The sequence below is a fragment of the Rhizobium sp. 007 genome (genome assembly GCF_015353075.1).
Classification (GTDB): Bacteria; Pseudomonadota; Alphaproteobacteria; order Rhizobiales; family Rhizobiaceae; genus Rhizobium.
Genome location: NZ_CP064188.1, coordinates 1,946,611 through 1,965,360, shown reverse-complemented (window position 1 = coordinate 1,965,360; position 18,750 = coordinate 1,946,611). Strand labels below are relative to the sequence as shown.

General features: G+C 57.3%; 12 protein-coding genes and 1 pseudogene. 8 read left to right on the top strand and 5 right to left on the bottom strand.

Annotation, left to right across the window (positions count from 1 at the left end; all coding sequences use genetic code 11):
* Positions 1 to 78: 78 nt before the first annotated feature.
* From ugpC to ISN39_RS30310, 4 genes are all read left to right on the top strand, one after another.
* Positions 79 to 1,224 carry a sn-glycerol-3-phosphate ABC transporter ATP-binding protein UgpC gene (gene ugpC, locus ISN39_RS30325; RefSeq protein ID WP_074071343.1) on the top strand — a complete coding sequence of 382 codons (1,146 nt, stop codon included), beginning with the start codon at positions 79 to 81 and terminating at the stop codon, positions 1,222 to 1,224.
* 602 nt (positions 1,225 to 1,826) lie between these two features.
* Positions 1,827 to 3,080 carry a sugar ABC transporter substrate-binding protein gene (locus tag ISN39_RS30320; RefSeq protein WP_194731617.1) on the top strand — a complete coding sequence of 418 codons (1,254 nt, stop codon included), beginning with the start codon at positions 1,827 to 1,829 and terminating at the stop codon, positions 3,078 to 3,080.
* A gap of 99 nt (positions 3,081 to 3,179) precedes the next feature.
* Positions 3,180 to 4,118, top strand: coding sequence for a sugar ABC transporter permease (locus ISN39_RS30315; protein ID WP_194731616.1), 939 nt, complete (start codon positions 3,180 to 3,182; stop codon positions 4,116 to 4,118).
* 6 nt (positions 4,119 to 4,124) lie between these two features.
* Complete coding sequence (locus ISN39_RS30310; RefSeq protein WP_040114897.1) at positions 4,125 to 4,970, top strand: carbohydrate ABC transporter permease; 846 nt, start codon at positions 4,125 to 4,127, stop codon at positions 4,968 to 4,970.
* 500 nt (positions 4,971 to 5,470) lie between these two features.
* Here ISN39_RS30310 and ISN39_RS30305 read toward each other — a convergent pair whose 3' ends face one another.
* Positions 5,471 to 6,088: a TetR/AcrR family transcriptional regulator gene (locus tag ISN39_RS30305; RefSeq protein ID WP_194731615.1), complete on the bottom strand. Its 618-nt coding sequence runs from the start codon at positions 6,086 to 6,088 to the stop codon at positions 5,471 to 5,473.
* Between the two features lie 108 nt (positions 6,089 to 6,196).
* Between ISN39_RS30305 and ISN39_RS30300 the strand changes: the two genes are divergently transcribed.
* From ISN39_RS30300 to ISN39_RS30290, 3 genes and pseudogenes are all read left to right on the top strand, one after another.
* Positions 6,197 to 6,883 carry a PspA/IM30 family protein gene (locus ISN39_RS30300; protein WP_194731614.1) on the top strand — a complete coding sequence of 229 codons (687 nt, stop codon included), beginning with the start codon at positions 6,197 to 6,199 and terminating at the stop codon, positions 6,881 to 6,883.
* A 32-nt stretch (positions 6,884 to 6,915) separates the two neighbouring features.
* A pseudogene (locus ISN39_RS30295) lies at positions 6,916 to 7,196 on the top strand (YiaA/YiaB family inner membrane protein).
* A gap of 92 nt (positions 7,197 to 7,288) precedes the next feature.
* A complete protein-coding gene (locus ISN39_RS30290) occupies positions 7,289 to 10,681 on the top strand; it encodes an acyl-[ACP]--phospholipid O-acyltransferase (RefSeq protein WP_194731613.1) in 3,393 nt (1,130 codons plus the stop codon).
* Between the two features lie 497 nt (positions 10,682 to 11,178).
* Here ISN39_RS30290 and ISN39_RS30285 read toward each other — a convergent pair whose 3' ends face one another.
* Complete coding sequence (locus tag ISN39_RS30285; protein WP_194731612.1) at positions 11,179 to 12,963, bottom strand: APC family permease; 1,785 nt, start codon at positions 12,961 to 12,963, stop codon at positions 11,179 to 11,181.
* A gap of 245 nt (positions 12,964 to 13,208) precedes the next feature.
* Between ISN39_RS30285 and ISN39_RS30280 the strand changes: the two genes are divergently transcribed.
* Complete coding sequence (locus tag ISN39_RS30280) at positions 13,209 to 15,578, top strand: DUF1989 domain-containing protein (protein WP_194731611.1); 2,370 nt, start codon at positions 13,209 to 13,211, stop codon at positions 15,576 to 15,578.
* Positions 15,579 to 15,581: 3 nt separating this feature from the next.
* On the opposite strand, the gene ISN39_RS30275 is transcribed toward ISN39_RS30280, so the two are convergent.
* From ISN39_RS30275 to ISN39_RS30265, 3 genes are all read right to left on the bottom strand, one after another.
* Positions 15,582 to 16,181 (bottom strand): PAS domain-containing protein, encoded by a 600-nt coding sequence (locus tag ISN39_RS30275; protein ID WP_194731981.1) that lies wholly within the window; start codon positions 16,179 to 16,181, stop codon positions 15,582 to 15,584.
* 112 nt (positions 16,182 to 16,293) lie between these two features.
* Positions 16,294 to 17,631 (bottom strand): NAD(P)/FAD-dependent oxidoreductase, encoded by a 1,338-nt coding sequence (locus tag ISN39_RS30270; RefSeq protein WP_194731610.1) that lies wholly within the window; start codon positions 17,629 to 17,631, stop codon positions 16,294 to 16,296.
* Positions 17,632 to 17,681: 50 nt separating this feature from the next.
* Positions 17,682 to 18,722, bottom strand: a complete 1,041-nt coding sequence (locus ISN39_RS30265) for a DUF3445 domain-containing protein (protein ID WP_194731609.1) — start codon at positions 18,720 to 18,722, stop codon at positions 17,682 to 17,684.
* Between the last annotated feature and the right edge of the window lie 28 nt (positions 18,723 to 18,750).

The following is an 18,750-nucleotide window of genomic DNA, read 5'->3' as shown; positions in this document are numbered from 1 at the left end:
GATGACGGTTCGGTTCGATCTGCGCTCGCGCCGGGAGGGCTGTCCAGATGGATGGCGGTGATAGTGGGAGGAAGTGCCGTGGCTGTTGTTGTACTGGACAAGATTTGCAAGACCTTCGGAACGAAATTCCACGCAATCAAGGATCTTAGCCTGACGATAAATGATGGCGAGTTCCTTATCCTCGTGGGCCCTTCGGGATGCGGAAAATCGACGGCGTTGCGCATGATCGCGGGGCTGGAGGAGATCAGCAGCGGAACCCTGAGCATCGGTGGGGAGAATGTCGAGGATCTCGCGCCGAAGGACCGGGATATAGCGATGGTCTTCCAGAACTATGCCCTGTATCCGCATATGACAGTGTTCGACAACATTGCCTTCTCGATGAAGCTTGCGGGGAAAAGCAAGGAGGAGCGCACGAAGCGGGTCCATGAAATAGCAAAGACGCTTCAGTTGCATACGCTGCTCGACAGCAAACCGGCGGCGCTGTCCGGCGGCCAACGCCAGCGGGTCGCCATGGGACGCGCAATGGTGCGGGAACCGGCGGCCTTTCTCATGGACGAGCCCCTGTCAAATCTCGACGCCAAGCTGCGCGTGCAAATGCGGGCCGAAATCGTCAGCCTGCAAAGACAGCTGGGCGTGACGACAATCTATGTGACGCACGATCAGACCGAAGCCTTGACCATGGGCGACCGGGTTGCGGTCTTGAAGGGCGGCGTCCTTCAGCAGGTCGACACGCCAAAGACATTGTATAGTCGGCCAGTCAATGCCTTCGTCGCGGGTTTCATCGGCTCACCGTCCATGAACCTGTTCGAAGGCCGTTTGCAGAACGGCAGGATCAATCTTCCCACCTTTTCGATACCGGTGCCGACGACCGCATTCGAGCGCTCTCCCGGTTTGACGACGTTCGAGGGCAAGACGATCATCTTCGGCATCCGCCCAGAAGACCTTTACGACAGCAGCCTGGAATCCGGATCACGCTACGCGACGATTCCGGCAGCTGTAAGATCGATCGAGGAATTGGGCTCCGAACTGATCGTTCATTTGAATATCGAAGCGGTGCGTATCGACTCCGGCGACCCCGATGCCGTCGAGGACTTAAGCGGTGCAGCAAACGCCGTAGCGAAATTCGAAGCGGTCAGCTCGGTCCAGCCGGGCGCAATGATTGATCTGGCGATCGATGCGGCCAAGTTACACTTCTTCGACCCACAAACGCATTTGGCAATCTAAGCATGATCCGCGATAGCGGACCTGATTGGTGGGAGCCGCAAGACCGCATGCTTGCTTTGATGCTCACAACTGTTGCCGCCAAGCTCTTCGCTCTTCGCTCTTCGCTCTTCGCTCTTCGCTCAGCGGCTTGGCGTGTCCCGTATAGAGAGCCCAAGATTTCACGCCGTCTTGGAACCCTGTGACTTTGCAGCCGGAGGTCGGGTCCTTCTGTACTGCTCGATGGTAACCCGAGCGCATCTGATCGCAATCAGCTGGTCGAAGGCATTTTTGCGAGGTCTATGGCGCGCACGGTCCCGCTGAACCCCGCTTTTCTTCGATCAACGAGCCTTTCATTTGTTTTCCTTTGGGCGGGGTGGCTTTCATTTGTTTACGAAAGTAAAGAAATAATGCGACACGAGGAAGGTGTAGGTTAGAAAAAAAGCGTCTCGGGTTCCATGGACAAAGCCTAGAGTATTCAATGCCTTGCTGGCTTTTTGTTCCTCCCTGGGGCCCGCCAGCTTTTTCCGATGACAGTTCTTCATTGACAGCTAGACCCCGAAAGGAACCTACTTTGGTCTCGATCGGGAGGATCGGGCAAAATATCGTTTCTATGGGAGGGAAACATGAACGTCAGAAGATATATCATGGCGGCTCAGTCCGCTGTGGCGGTCTGGGCATTATGCGCCACCTGCGCCTTTGCTCAGACCAATCTAGAGTTCATTCAATGGTGGGAGCCCGAAATGCCCGCCGGTGCTCTGCGCAGCATCATGGACGATTTCGAGGCCGCAAACCCCGGCATTAAAGTGACGCTCGTCAGCGGCCCCTATTCCGCCACCCATGATCAGATCGTCGTTGGTGCCGCGTCGGGGACACTCAGCGATGTCGTTGGCCTCGACGGAGCATGGGTCAACGGCTTGGCAAAGCAGGGCGCAATCGCTTCGATGGACAGCCTGATGGCTGACGCCAAATATGATCAGAGCCAGATCGCCGACATTATCAAGGTCAACGGGCAAAGCGTCATGTTCCCGCTTGCCTCGTTCGTCTACCCGGTCTTCGTCAATCTCGATCTGGCAAAGGCCGCCGGCCTCGAGAAGGCGCCGACGAACCGCACAGAATTCGCCGATGCGGCGAAGAAGATGACCAATGCGGACAAGAACCAATACGGTTGGGTGCTACCGCTTTCGTTGCAAAATCCCGGCGGCATCCAGAATGACGTGATGTCCTGGGTCTGGGCATCCGGAGCATCCATGCTGAAGGATGGCAAGCCCGATCTGGAAAACGCCTCCGTGGTCGGGACACTTGAATATATCAAGTCGCTGCAGGACGCCGGCGTCATCGCGCCTGGTATTTTTGCCAAGAAGGAACAGGACAAGGTCGAAGAATTCGTCAATGGCCGCGTGGGTATGATGATCGATTCACTCGCTCACATCAATCTCATCCGCCAGCGAAACCCCAATCTCAAGTTCGGCATCTCCGCCCTTCCAGCTGTCGACGGTTATACCGGCAAACGCGGACTGCCGTATGCTTCCTGGGGTATCGGCATCAGCGACAAAAGCGAACACAAGGCAGAAGCCTGGAAGCTCGTTGAATATTTGATGAGCCCCGAAGTGAACAGCCGTCTCGTGTCGGTCGCCAATGCCTTCCCGGGAAATATCCACGCCAAACCCGATTTCTCGAAATCGGACCCGCTGTTTGAAGAAGCCTTCAAGATATTTCAAAGTGGGAAGCTGGCCAACGAATTCGTCGGACTGCCGGTGGCCGAAGATCTCATGCGGCAGATGAACGTTGAAGTTCAAAAAATGTTCGACGGTCAGCAAACCGCGAAGGAGGCGGCCGCCAACACGCAAAAGCAGTGGTTGGTCGAGTTCGACAAGTAAGGACGCCACCGACAATTTCGGCAGCGTGACAGAGTTTATCGCGCTGCCGATGCATCAGGACGAATTGATGCGTTTTACGATAGGCGGAAATCACATCTCATGAGCCTCGCCACAGAAACTATGATCCGGACGCCAGCCAAAACGCGCAAGCGTGGCATGCTGTCTTACAAAACGAGAAAGAGGCTTGTTCCCTTCTTCTATGTTGCCCCGGCGACGTTTCTGTTCTGCCTTCTGATGCTGTTTCCCATGATCACCGTCCTGCGCTATTCGCTGATGGACGGCGCGATCACGAAAAAGGACGCGGCTTTCGTCGGCTTGCAGAACTATGTGACGATCTTCAAAGATCCGGTTTTCTGGCAGTCGGTCGGGCAGACACTCTACTTCACGGTGATGAGCGTCATCTTCCATCTTCTGATCGGTTTGGCCTTCGCCCTTTTGCTAAACAGCCAGCGTGTCGATCCGTTGATCAGAAGCATCCTGCGGGTTCTCTACATTATGCCGTGGCTATTCACTGCGGTGATCATCGCCATCATCTGGCGACTGCTCCTGGATCCCAATGGGGTCATCAACAGCATACTGATGACGCTGCATATCATTAACTTCAAGGTCGAGTGGTTCTCTTCGACGAAAACCGCGCTGCACGCCTTGACCTTTGCGAATATCTGGGCGGGATATCCGCTCTATATGGTGAGCCTTCTCGCTGGTCTTCAGGGCATCCCCAAGGATCTCTACGAGGCCGCCGGCATTGATGGTGCTAACGAGTTCCAGAAATTCCGCTACATCACGATCCCGCAACTGATGCCGATTATCATCAGCATTGCCTTGCTGGATTTCATCTGGACAATGCAGGTCTTTCCCCTCGTATGGATGACGACGGGAGGCGGTCCGATCTACGCGACCGAGGTGCTTAGCACCTACACCTACAAACTTGCGTTTTCGAGTTACGAATTCTCCCGCGCGTCGGCGAGCGCAATCTTCATTCTGATCATCTCGATGGGCGCCACATACTTCTACATCAAACATCAGAAGGCCAGGTGACCGGCAATGGCAAAGCGTTCTCTCAGTCGCACCATATTACCGACCCTGCTGACATATCTCGGGCTCGCGGTTGGTCTGGTCTTCGCGGGCTTTCCGATACTGTGGATGTTTTTCACTTCTTTGAAGTCAAACACCGAGATCTTTGCCCTGCCGCCGCGGCTGCTTCCCGACCATTTCACGAACGTCGCCTACCTGTCGATCTTCAACGACCCAGCGAAGATTCGTTTCTTCCTCAACAGCTATCTCGTCGCGGGAGTGGTAACACTCCTGACGTTGCTGATCGCCATTCTGACGGCCTATGGCTTCAGCCGGTATTCCTTTCGGTTCAAAAATACGCTGAACGTGTTCATCATCAGCACGCAGACCGTCCCGCCGATCACGCTTTTGATCCCGTATTTCGGGATGGTGGTCGCCTTCGGCATTTTCAATACCTATTTTGCGCTGATTTTGACGTACATGGTCTTCACCCTGCCTTATGCGATCCTTCTGATGACCGGCTATCTCAATACCCTGCCAAGGGAGCTTGATGAGGCTGTGCTTGTCGATGGCGGGTCAAGTTGGACGGCGCTGTGGCGAGTGATCATCCCACTGTCAGTGCCTGGCATCGTCGCGACCGCGGTCTATACGTTTCTGTTGGCATGGAACGAATTCCTCTTTGCTCTGACTTTGACGAAGTCGATGGATATGCGGACTGTTCCCATTGGGATCGAGTTGCTTATGGGCCAGCATGCCTTCGAATGGAACGAGATGATGGCGATGAGCGTGCTAGGATCGCTCCCGCTTTTGCTCCTGTATCTGATCGCCCAGCGCTACTTCCTTGCGGGCATGGCAGCTGGGTCGGTAAAGAGCTAGCAGGCGTGCAGCCGGGCGGGAGCAATGTTTCACTGTTTGTGAATCGGCATGGGGTCCCGGCGCCGGTTCGAATATGAAACAATTGGTTTTGCTGAGGTGACGGGGGCATTGCACGACGCCTATTCACAACTACCGCTTGATGGCGTGATTCTCAGGCGGAAGGATGACTGTTCGGTTTGAGTGTGGTATCGACGGCCGGTGGTAGCGCTGCCCGAAAAAATCTCGCCGTCTTAAACATCGTCAATCAAACCGGGTGGGCAGCCCGCGCTGCCCCACATTCGCGTGTTGTTTTAATCTCCGACCGGACGCTCGCGCATGTCAGCGTGTTGAGTTCCGCTGTGATCTGAAACGCTTTTCCGTTCCGGACCAATCATGGGGTACACCGCCAAATGGCAGACGGGGTGAATTTCGAATGGAATTCCACATGATTGCGCTTCACCGAGCGAGACATCTGACCTGGTTGGAACAATTACGCAGCGGTTTCAAAACCAACATTCCCGTCAGGCCCGCGGCGCCCGTCCTGCGACCGCCCCAGCCGCAATGGTCAGGACGAATTCATCGAGTTCGCGTCCTAGCCGATCAGACGGCAAGCCGACGAAGCGCGCTTCCAGGCTGATGCTGATCACCCCATGCACCGCCCCGAACAACGTGCGAGCACGAATTGCTCTATCCTCTGCAGGCATGTCCGGCTGCAGTTCCGCGAGGGGCTCAGCGATCACGTCCATCAGGAACAGATGTTCATCGAGATGCCACTGGGGCGTTGGACTGCCTTCGGGCGGATAGTGATCGAACAGGGCTTTCCACAGATTGCGATGGGCAAGCGCAAACCTAAGATATCCCTGTGCCAAATTGCGCAGTCGATCGGTCGGGGTGCGGTTTTTGACTTCGGTGAGAGCCAACGATTCCTCCAGAGCTTTAAGCGTTGAGGAGTTGACCTGGATAATGAGCTCATTGAGGTCAGCAAAGACCGTATAAAGACCTCCCAACGCACAACCGGCCTCCTGGGTGACGTCGCGTGCGCGCAAGTTTGCTAGCCCTTCGTTGGCTATCCTGTTGCGTGCGGCGTCAATTAACCGGGCCTTCAGGTCCTCGCGTTTTTCTTCTCTTCGACTGGCCATTAACCACTCCAATTTGATTAGTGAACGTCGTTCAAAAAAAGCTTGAACAACGTTCACGATTATGGCAAAACCACTTCGTGAACAACGTTCATAAATGGGAGACTCCAAATGTTCAACTTAATTGTCACACTGCTGCGGGGCAGGGCGCATGACGCCGAACGTGCTTTTGCCGACCGTAACGCCATGCCTCTGCTTAGTCAGCAAACTCGCGATGCGGCCCACGCCATCCAGTCTGCCCGCCGCGTAGTGGCGGTGGCAATTGCACAAAATGAGCAGGAAAAGAGCCAACACACCATGATCCTGTCCCGGATCGCTGATCTCGAAACACGCACTCTTGTCGCATTGGAAAAAGGCAGCGAGGGTCTTGCCCGCGAAGCGGCCGACGCGATCGCCTATCTAGAAGCCGAGCGGGATGCGTCGGAAAAGGCCCAAGCCCAGTTCACAACGGCGATTGCCAAGCTGAAGGGGATCGTCCGTACCGCAGAAGCGCGATTGCAGGATCTGCAGCGCGGCGAGCGGCTGGCCCGTGCAACGGAACAAGCCCAGAAACTTGATCTCGCGGCTACCGGATCTGGTCTTGCTGCACTCGACGAGGCTGAGGAGACCCTTGCGCGCCTTCGCGCTCGCCAAAGCCAGAACGATACGATTGCCTCCTTGCTTAAGGAGATGGACAGCGCGCCTCGCTCTGCCGGGATCATCGAGAAGCTTGCCAATGCCGGCTGCGGTGCGCCGTTGCGGTCATCCTCTGACGATGTGTTGGCGAGGCTCCGCACGCGTATCAACAACGCTGCCTGATACGTACTTCACTTAACAGAAGGACCACGACGATGAACGACAGTTTTCAGAAGCATTCCTCCAGCTGGGTCAGCTTTTCATACATCTCCTTCGGCACGGCAGGTTTCATGCTTGCAGCCGGCCTTTACATGATGCCGCTCGACCTCTGGGGCAAAGGCTATCTCGCCATGGGCATACTGATGCTGGTAAAACGACGGTGAACATCACCAAGACGCTGCGCGATAACGCTGAGTCGGAGAAGTTGATCCGCAAGATCGAGGACGCCAAGACTGAAAAGCTCCTCGTCAATTTCAATCGTGGCAACGAAAGCTAAGACTTCTTGACCACACCACAGAGTTGTTTCTGTCTGCAACTTTTGCGTAACAACTCTGTGGCTTTCTCTTGCGATCTAACAGGGAAACAGCCATGCACGGCAATCTTATGACATCGAGGAAGTTCGCGCCGTTATTCTGGACGCAGTTTCTCTCGGCCTTCAACGATAATTTCCTGAAGCAGACGCTAATCTTCCTGATCCTTGCGCAGATGGCTGCCGAGGGGGCTTGGCTCGTAACGCTCGCTGGCGGAATCTTTATCATTCCGTTCCTGCTGCTTTCGGCGCTGGGCGGCGAGCTTGCCGACAAATATGACAAGGCGCAGATGGCCGAAATCCTCAAGCGTTGCGAGATCGCAGTCGCGGCGATCTCCGTCATTGGTATCGCGCTGTCGTCGATCTGGGTCCTTATGCTGGCTCTTTTCGGATTCGGGGTTATCTCGTCGCTCTTCGGCCCGATAAAGTACGGCATTCTTCCCGATCATCTCGAACGCAAGGACTTGCCAAAGGCCAACGCCTGGATCGAGGGCGGCACCTTCATCGCCATCTTGACGGGCACGATCGTTGCAGCGCTTGCCTTCACGAATGGCGAGAATGTCTGGGTGTTCGGACCGATGATGATGGGGCTTTCGGTGCTTTGCTGGTTCGCCGCTCGCATGATCCCTGCGACCGGTTCAAAAGCGCCCGATCTCGTTATCGACAGGAGTGTCTTCCGCTCGAGCGTCACACTCGTCAATGAACTGCGCGAAGACAAGCGAGTCTGGCGCTCGGCGCTCATGAATTGCTGGTTCTGGTTCGTGGGCGCATTCGTCATGTCGATGCTGCCCTTCATGGTTACGGAAATCCTTGGTGGTTCGGAGATCGTCGTCCCCGCCTATCTTGCCGTTTTCGCGATCTCCATTGCGGTCGGTTCAGCGATCGCCGGCTGGATGTCGGCAGGCCGCGTCGTCTTGCTGCCGGCGCCAGTCGGCACCGTCATAGTTGCACTCTTCGGAATAGATCTCGCTTGGAATCTGTGGGGCCTGCAGTCCGTCTCTCATGCTGAAACCATCACCGCCTTCTTTGCCGGCGCAAACACCTTGCGTGTGGCGATCGATCTCGCCGGTATGGCCATTGGGGGCGCATTCATGGCCGTGCCGACGTTCGCGGCGATGCAGGCCTGGGCAAACGAAGCCCGCCGTGCCCGTGTGATCGGAGCTGCGAACGTTTTGTCCGCGTTATTTATCACAACCGGGCTTGCGCTGGTCGCGATCTTGCAAGCCGTCGGTGTCTCCGTTCCGATGATCATTCTAGGTCTTTCGCTCATCAATGTCGGCGTTGCCTGGATGATGTTGAAGACGCTGCCTACCAATCCGTTCCGTGATTTCATTTCCATATTGTTCCGTGCCTTCCTGCGCCTTGAGGTGGAAGGTTTGGAGAACATCAAGAAGGCTGGTCGGGCACCGATCATCGCGCTCAATCATGTGAGCTTTCTTGATGGAGCTCTGGCGCTTGCAATAACGGAGGAAGAGCCTGTTTTCGCCGTCGATTACAAGATAGCTCAGGCTTGGTGGGTTCGTCCTTTCCTGAAGATGTGCAAATTCCTTCCGCTCGATCCGACGAAGCCGATGGCGACACGTTCTCTCATCAAGATTGTCAACGAGGGCAATGCGATCGGCATCTTTCCCGAGGGCCGCCTGACGGTGACCGGGACGCTGATGAAGGTCTACGACGGCGCGGCTATGGTTGCCGACAAGACAGGATCGATGATCGTGCCCGTCCGTATCGACGGGCTTGAGAAGAGCTACTTCTCGCGCCTTTCGGCTGGCCAAGTTCGCCGTCGCCTCTTTCCTAAGGTCAAAGTGACGATCCTCGAGCCGGTGAAGCTCGACGTTCCCGCAGACATCAAGGGCCGCAAGCGCCGTATCGCCGCAGGCGCGGCCCTGTACCAGGTCATGTCGATGTTGATGTTCCGTACGACGAACACCAATCTGACGGTCCTGGACCGTATCATCGAAACGGCTTTGGAAGGAGGTGGGGGAAAACTTGCAGTCGAGGATCCGATTAGCGGCCAGCTCTCCTATGCCAAGCTTCTCACCGGCGCTTCGGTTCTGGGTGCCAAGTTCAAGGCGTTGTTCCCCGATGAACAGACGCTTGGCGTCCTGCTTCCAAACGCCAATGGCACTGCTGCGACCGTTCTCGCTGTGATGTCAGCGGGCAAGGTTCCGGCGATGCTGAATTTCACCGCCGGCGCCGCCAATATCTTGTCAGCGTGCAGGGCGGCAGAGGTAAAGCAGGTTCTTTCCTCACGTGCCTTCGTCGAGCAGGGCAAGCTTGGTCCCGTGATCACCGAGCTCGAAAAAGAGATGAAGATCGTCTGGCTCGACGAACTGCGCACGACAGTTACCGTCGTGGACAAAGTTCGGGGCTTCCTCAACAGGTACACGCCGCTGGTCAAGCGCAGGGCCGATGATGCCGCCGTGATCCTGTTCACATCCGGTTCGGAGGGAACGCCGAAGGGTGTTGTTCTCACCCATCGCAATATTTTGTCAAACGCCGCCCAGGCGGCCTCGCGCATCGACTTCCATTCCGGGGATAAAGTCTTCAATATCTTGCCGGTGTTTCATTCCTTTGGTCTGACGACGGGAACCGTTCTGCCATTGGTCTCGGGCGTGCCGGTATATTTCTATCCGTCGCCACTTCACTACCGCATCGTGCCGGAACTGATCTACACTTCCAACGCGACCATCATATTCGGGACCGATACTTTCCTGAACGGCTATGCCCGAACTGCGCATCCTTATGACTTCCGATCGATCCGATACATCTTTTCGGGTGCCGAGCCCGTCAAACCATCGACCCGCGAGACCTATATGGAGAAGTTCGGCCTGCGTATCCTTGAAGGCTACGGTGTTACTGAGACGGCACCCGTGATCTCCCTCAATACGCCAATGTTCAACCGCTCAGGCACCGTCGGCAAGATCATGCCCGGCATGCAGTGGAAGCTCGAGCCGGTTCCGGGTATCGATGAGGGTGGTCGCCTTTTCATCCGCGGCGCCAATGTCATGGCCGGCTATCTCCGCGCTGAGAACCCTGGCGTGATCGAGTCGCTCCCTGATGGCTGGCATGACACGGGCGACATTGTCACAATCGACGATGATGGCTTCGTCAGGATCCGTGGCCGTGCCAAGCGCTTCGCCAAGATCGGCGGCGAGATGATTTCGCTCGCTGCCGTCGAGGCGCTTGCCGGCCAGTTGTGGGCCGGGGCCCTTTCGGTCGTTTCATCTATTCCGGATGCAAAGAAGGGTGAGCGACTGGTGCTGCTGACAGATGCGCCAAACGCTACTCGCGCCGAATTCGCGGCCTTTGCCAAATCCAGGGGAGCGATGGATATGATGGTTCCGGCGGAAATCAAAATCGGCAAAGTGCCAGTGCTGGGTTCGGGAAAGGTGGATTTTGTTGCAGCGAGCAAGATTGTCCAAAATTTGGAGCCATCGCACGCCGCGTGAAGCCTCACACAAGGCGTGTAAAAATTGCTGCTTCAGCATGCAAGGAATTGTAGGGGTGGGCGCTATGCAAAGCGGATTTTTGCGCTGATGGTCCTATTTGCGTAAGCGATGGGGTGGACGCCCCCAGTCGACGGCATCCGACGTGCCAGAATGGTTGCGTTGGAGCCGTGAGGGAAGCGTCCATGGAAGGGATTTGCATAATCGGCGGGGATTTGGCGAAGAGAACCATCCAGGTCCATGCAGGCGAGGCAGATGGCGCGGCGATTTTTCACCGGAAGGTCTCGAGTGGCAAGCTGCTGCAATTCTTGCCATCCATCGAACCCTGCACGGTCGCGATGGAGGCTTGCGCCGGCAGCCATCAATGGGGTCGCGATTTCGCAAAGCTTGCGCACGACGTCAAATTGATCGCGCCGATCTATGTCACAGTTAGCGCTCGCACCCTTCCTCAAGGATCGCCGCCCTCACGGAGAGCGGCGATAAATGAATCGTCTTGGGCGTTAGGCCGGCAGTTGGAAGATCCAGTTCGCGATCAGGACTATCGCCAGACCGCCGGCAAGTGCGACATAGGGAAGGATGCCCGCCTTTTTCGTGCCAAGGTCCTGACCTGTCAGGCCCAGATCGTCCATCGCTCCTGCAGGGAATTTGCCGCCGTCCCGCACATAATGGCGATAGGCAAAGACCGGGAGGATGACGGCGGCGAAGGCGAAGCCGACCCAAAGTGCGTTGGCATAACCCCAGACCTTTGCGCCGGCGCCTAGGAAGAGGGCATTGACGAAGGCGAGAACCGTGTTAAGGCCGATCAGCCAGCTCGGCGCCTTCCAGGGACGTTCGATGTGGCCGGAATCCATGCGATGGATCCAACCGGAGTTCAGGTTGAGGAAGTTGAAGATAATGTAGCCGACATTCGAGACGGCGAGCACGAAGAAGTAGCCGCCGACATCCGATGCGATCGCCAGAAGGAAGAGGTTGAAGGCGAAGTCCGTCCACATGGCACGGGTCGGCGCGCCGTTCTCATTCACATGGTCGAGGTATTTCGGCAGCCAGCCGTCTTTGGCGCCCTGATAGAGCGTGCGTGAGGATCCCGCCATCGCCGTCATGATCGCCAGGAAGAGTGCCATGATCATCAGGACGACGAGAAGCTGGGTGATAATGCGGCCCGCGCCGATCAACCCACCGAGGGCTTCCGCTACACCGGTACCGTCGATGATTCCAGGTGCCAGCATGCCGGCATGGCCGAGCACACCCTGGAAGGCGAAGGGCACGAGGAAGAAGAACAAGCAGCATGCCAGTCCGGAATAGAAGATCGCCTTGAAAGTATCGGTCTTCGGGTTCTTCAGTTCCCGGGTATAGCAGACGGCCGTTTCGAAGCCGTAAGTAGACCAAGCGGCGATATAGAGGCCGCCAAGGAAGAGTGTCCAGCCGCCGATGCTCCATGTACCGTCCACATCTGAATATGCCGCCGTCGGCGGAAGGAGGCCCGTGACGTTCGCAGCAACGATCTGACCGCTGAGGATAGGGTAGATGCCGATCAAAAGCAGCGGCACGAGCACGATGATCGCCAGCCACTTCTGCACGCTTGCGGTTTCCGAGATGCCGCGATGCTGGATGGCGAAGATGATCAGCATCAGGATGCCGCCGATGAAGAAAGTGGCGTTGATGTTGGCGGTAGCGAGGAACGGAATGCCGAAGCTTGCGAGTGACCAATTGCGGACCGCCGGCGTCAGCGCCGCTACCGCATCCGTGCTCAGCAAGGCTTTGATGGCATCGTCCGGCGTCGTGCCGGCATGGGCTGTTATGTATTCTGCGACGCGCGGGCTATCGGCCGTGATCGAAGCGGCATGCGCGGCAATCCAGTCGAGGGCTGCTTGCGAGTCAGCTGCCGGAATCGGAAAAAATGCATTGAGAATATAACCGGCGGCGATGGCGCAACCGAGCGAAAGCACCGGCGACCAGGCAAACCAGTTGCACCAGACCGAAAGCGGCGCAATGAACTTCGAATATCGCAGCCAGGCGGTCGCGCCATAAACGGAGGCGCCGCCGGATTTATTGCCGAACATGCCGGCAATCTCTGCATAGGTGAAGGATTGCAGGAAGCCCATGATCATGGAAATGATCCAGACGACAAAGGCGAGCTTGCCTGTCGTGCCTGCAATGCCGCCGATGGAGAAAAGGACGAGTGGCGGCACTCCCGCAGCCACCCAGAATGCACCCTTCCAGTCGAGGGCACGTATAAGCTTACCTTCGGTGCCGGCCGAAATCCCGGCGTCCACTACGTCTGTCATTGCTGAAGTTCCCCATTCGATTGTTCCGGACGTCTCTTCGTGCGTCTCCCTGAACGTGCCTCTCCCGGTATTTCCGGGGCCAGCCTGGTTTTTTGGCGATCCGCGTTCCCGCACGGATTCTGAGCTTTGACCCTTGATGCATAGTGAAGATATTTTCTTTTTAGTCAATATGGGTTTACTTTCCGACGGCATTTTGTAACGTTCTTTGGCGGGCGAAAGCGCGCTTCCAACCCCATGAGGGTCAAATGCGAGATCTCCATCCGGCGATGACCGGGGTGCGGCCGGCGTCCCCGAGCATCGTCCGCTATCGGGGCATTCAAGCGCTGCCGCAGGGCACGGAGCGCTACCGCGTCAAGGGCGGCGGCTCGTTGGTCGTGCGCGTCGAGGTCGCTGACCACGTGACCGTCACCGACATGGAAGGCGGTCAGCCTTGTGAGCTTTCCTTCGTCGATGAGGCTGGGCGCTTCTTGTCGGCAGGTCTCGGCGCGACGTTCACCAATGCCGTCGAGGGACTGAAGGCCATCCTGTCGACGGGGGAAGACAGTGCTATCCGTACCCGCGCTGCGCTTGCCCGTCGCGGCGCTGATCTTGCGGCGGCCGGTGCGCTACGTCTCTTCGGAGCGGCAGCGACGCCGGGAAGCTCCGCGGAATTCACCATCGCCCTGAAAGGTCTCTTGATTATCGCTGCTCCCGCAGGCGTAATGTTGCCGCAGGCGCAGGATACGGCGACGCCGATCGAGATTAGGATCAGGCGGAGCCAGCACATTCACGATTATTCCTCGGCCTTGCCCGAGCCGATGGCCGATCCGATCGAGGATATCCGCATCAAGGCGGCAACAGCCTCAGCCTATTTCGTCCGCGCTGGCGAATTCATTCAGATCATCGACGTCTATGGGCGGCAATGCACGGATTTTCAGGCTTTCGCCGCCCGCAAGGTGGATAAAGGCCTCGATCTGGCCCTGGATTCGACGGTCACCCGCACGCTGCTCGGCCGCAGCTACCCGATGCCCGGCCTGCCGTCAAAGGCGTTCGATCGCGATTTCGAACCTCTCGTGGAGATCGTCCAGGACACGGTCGGTCGTCACGACGCCTTCGCAACCGCCTGCAACTCTCGCTATTATGACGATATGGGCTATCCCGGCCACGTCAATTGCACAGACAATTTCAACGCCGCGTTGGCGCCCTACGGGATTGCGCCTCGCAAGGGCTGGGAAGCGCTCAACTATTTCTACAATACGAACATCGATCACAATAACCAGCTCTACCTCGACGAGCCTTGGTCGCGCCCGGGCGATTATGTGATGATGCGGGCGCTGACCGATCTCGTCTGTGTCTCCTCCTCATGTCCAGACGATATCGATGCCGCGAACGGCTGGGATCCGACGGATATCCATGTCCGAACCTTTTCCGGAAAAGAAAAATTCTCACGAGCGGTAGCCTATCGCATGACACCTGACTCCGACGCTGAACTGACGCGCGAAACCGCCTTCCACCCACGCCTTTCGGCACTCACGAGGGATTACGCGGAATATCGCGGCTACTGGCTGCCGAACCGCTTTTCCTCCGAAGGCCCCGTCGAAGAATATTGGGCCTGCCGGGAGAGGGCAGTCGTCATCGACCTCTCGCCGCTGCGAAAATTCGAAGTGACCGGTCCCGATGCCGAGGAACTGCTGCAATATTGCCTGACGCGCGACGTGCGTAAGCTGTCGACCGGACAGGTCGTCTATTCGGCCATGTGCTACGAAAACGGTGGCATGATCGATGACGGTACGCTTTTCCGTCTTGGCGACAAAAACTTCCGCTGGATCGGTGGTGATGATGCAAGCGGCATCTGGCTGCGCGAGCAAGCGGAAAAGAAAGGCTTTAAGGCCTGGGTCCGCGCCTCAACCGACCACATGCACAATATCGCTGTGCAGGGACCGAAGAGCCGCAACATCCTGAAGGAAATCCTCTGGACGGCGCCGCGCCAGCCGGCGATCGGCGAACTCGAGTGGTTCCGGTTCACGGTTGGGCGCATCGGGGACTTCGAAGGCGCGCCTGTCGTCGTCTCGCGCACCGGCTATACGGGCGAGCTCGGTTACGAGATCTTCTGTCATCCGAAGGACGCGCTTAAAGTGTTTGACGCGGTTTGGAAGGCAGGTGAGCCGCATGGCTTGAAGCCTATGGGTCTCGAAGCGTTGGACATGGTGCGCATCGAGGCGGGGCTGATATTCGCCCATCACGAGTTCACCGACCAAACCGATCCATTCGAGGCCGGCATTGGTTTCACCGTGCCGCTGAAATCCAAGGCGGATGATTTCATCGGCCGCGAAGCGCTGATTCGGCGCAAGGAGCATCCGCGTCATCTGCTGGTTGGGCTCGACGTGCAGGCCAATGAGGCGGTTGGCCATGGAGATTGCGTCCACATCGGCCGCGCTCAGGTGGGTGTGATCACCAGCGCTACCCGCTCACCTATCCTCGGCAAGACCATCGCTCTCGCCCGTATCGACGTCACGCATGCGTCTGTTGGAACGGCGGTGGAAATCGGCAAGCTGGACGGCCACCAGAAACGCTTGCCGGCGGTCATAGTACCGCTCTCGCATTATGATCCTCAGAAGACGCGGCCGCGCTCTTAAGCTTCAGCCCGACTTGAGCTGGGCGTTTGAGATCGCGCGGGCGGCCTCCTCAGAGGCGTTGGCAAGCGCGCGCATTTCGGCTGCAAGCACGGCAAAGCCTGACCCTGCCATACCGGCACGTGCCGCCTCGATGCCGGCATTGACGGCAAGCAGTTTCAAGTAGCGCAGTGATTGCAGGATCTCATTGGTTTTCGATGCCGTGACGCGCATATCTGCCGTTTGCTCGTCGATACGCTGGTAAAGGGACTCAATGTTTATGATGCTGCCTTCGAGGTAGAGCAATTCGCCTTTTTCGTCCCAAACACCGCCGCCGGTTTCCGTCACCCAGATGAAATTCCCGTCCCGATGGCGGATCCGGTACTCCATCGTCCAGTCGGTACGCCGTTCGAGCGCCAGGCCGACGACCTGGTCCATGATCGGCACATCCTCTTCACACATGATGGAGGTGAAGGTCCGCGTCCGGTTGCCGATGATCTCGTCAGCGGGATGGCCGAAGATGCGCTCGATGCCGTTCGTCATCTCCAGCATAGTGTAGTTTTCGTCGGCACGGCAGCGGTAGAGAAATCCGCTCATGCGGCTAAGAATGCTCGTTTGAAAATCCATCACGGCCAGGTTCGAAGTGAGTGCAGGTGAAATTGCTTCGTCTCATTTCAAAAACCCACGAAAGGGTCGCGATGAACGACCTTTTCGCGGTTAAGGGAGGACTTGGAATGCGTCAGTTGCGCAGATACTCTTCCATCGAATCGTCGAGAGCTTCAACCCAGGGCGTATGGTGCCTCGGCGACATATTTCCGGTCATCAGTGATCGATAGGCGTGATCACGAAAGCCCATGATACTTTCCGCCTTATGGTGTTCCCATTCCATGAAGGTTCTATTCGTGCCTTCGATGTCGAAGCTCGGGTAGTCGGTCTCGGCGAGCAACTCCTTCACGTAGTCTCCCTGATACCAGATCATCTGCTCGGCATCTTCGAGCGTCTCCTCGCGGGCACGCCACATGTCGAAATTCGCCTTCAGTTCTGCTTCCGGCGGCAGCTTGATGCGGCCCATCATGACGTCGCGCGCCCACCAGGCTTGTACGTCGAACATGTTGAAGGTGTAAAATTGGTCCTGCATGCCGATGTAGAAGAGCTGTGGGTTCTTGTCGAAAACAACGCCCTTGTAGAGGCCGTCTGCCCAGAGCCGGTTGGCAGTCTTCAGTCGTAATTCGTCCGGCAGAAACGGAAAGTGGTGCTGGTAGCCGGTGCAGAGGATCAGCGCATCGACTTCCTTCATGGAGCCGTCGAGAAAATGCGCAGTCTTGTTTTCGAGCCGGGTCAAGAGCGGCCGCTCCTCGAAATTCTCCGGCCAATTGAAGCCCATAGGCTTCGACCGGTAGCTCGTCGTTACCGACCTGGCGCCGTATTTCCAGCATTGCGAACCAATATCCTCGGCCGAATAGCTACGGCCGACGATAAGGATGTCCTTGCCCTTGAATTCCAGCGCGTCACGAAAGTCGTGCGCATGTAAAACACGGCCGTTAAAGGTCCTGACACCCTCAAAATAGGGAACGTTCGGCGTCGAGAAATGACCGGTCGCAACCACGACATAATCGAATTCCTCGTCATACATGCGGTCCTCGATGCGGTTGTGGGCCGTCACCGTGAATTTCTTCGTCTCCTCGTCGAAGCGCACCATGCGCACGGGCGTGCTGAAGCGCACCCAATGGCGGACATTCGCCTTTTCGACACGGCCCTTGATGTAATCCCAAAGCACCGCGCGTGGAGGATAGGAGGCGATTGGTTTGCCGAAATGCTCCTCAAAGGAATAATCGGCGAATTCCAGGCACTCCTTCGGTCCGTTCGACCAGAGGTAGCGATACATGCTTCCGTGGACCGGCTCGCCATATTCGTCAAGCCCCGTGCGCCAGGTGTAATTCCAAAGCCCGCCCCAATCTGCCTGCTTTTCATAGCAGACGATCTCCGGGATTTCAGCCCCGTTCTGGGCAGCCGATTGGAAGGCGCGCAACTGTGCCAGCCCGGAGGGACCGGCGCCGATAACGGCAACTTTTGTCATGAAGCATTCCCCTCTTGGTATATTGCATTGCTTCGGCGCATCGTTGCGCGTCAATCCGGGAAGATGCCGGGGCTGGTGGGCGCCCCGTCATCATATTTCGCAAGCCAGTTGATCGTGTCGTCGCGGTAGCGGGTGAGCCCCTTGTAATCGATGAGTTCCGGCGGCAGGGTTCTCAGCACGCGTGGCATGCGTCGCGCCCATTTCGGCACGGTGACCAGCTCGCCCATGCTCATGAGGTAGCAGCGGATGACAAAGAGGATGGCGTTCGAACGCGGCAGGCGCCACAGGCTCTGCAGCTCGACGCGCAGATGTACCTTCTCGCCAACATTCTCTGGTGTCACGGTCGTGCGATCCGGCCCCCATTTGTGGTAGTTTTCTGGGCTGGTATCAAGCCGTGGATTGATCGTCATCGTCCAGTTGAAGCGGCGCGTCGGCTTGCCCTGCTGCAGGTTCAGGAGGAATTTTAATGCGCGCTCGAAGACGCCGATCTGGTGGGCGAGTGGCACGGGTCCGTGCCACTCCATGAAATTCATGCCGATGTCGAAATCGAGCGACCAGTCGGCCTGGGTCGTCACCATCCCTGCATCCATCCAAAGATTGCCGTCGCGCTGGTCTACGATGCAGAAATCACCCTGCGCCTGCCGCGTGATATATTCGAAGGGCTCGTATGGCAGCGTCGAGGCATCGCCGAAGGTGAAGGTGTCGTCGATGCCGAGCGGCCGGTTGATCCAGCGCCACTGGTCGCCATTCCTCGTGAGGGAGAAGTGCTCGGGATAGCCAGCTGCCTGCTCTTCCATCAGAAGCTCGAGCGTATCCCACTGCGCACTCATCATATGGGGGAGGGCCTGATAGCGGAGCGGATCCTCCTTCAGCACCAACGTCCGGTCATGCATCTCGGCGACATAGTGCTCATCGACGTCGATCAGGTTTTCGAAGACGGTACCCGGTCTGCCGAGCACGTGCGGCTCCATGTTGACGGAATACATGTACTCGTCGCGATCGAAGGGGAACGGGAAACGGCTGATGTTCTCCGGGCTGTTCCGGTAGCTGAAATCGTCGCGGAAACTTTCCTGCTTGAAGGCGATTGCCATGTCGTTCTCCTTGTTCCGCTTTCAGGGC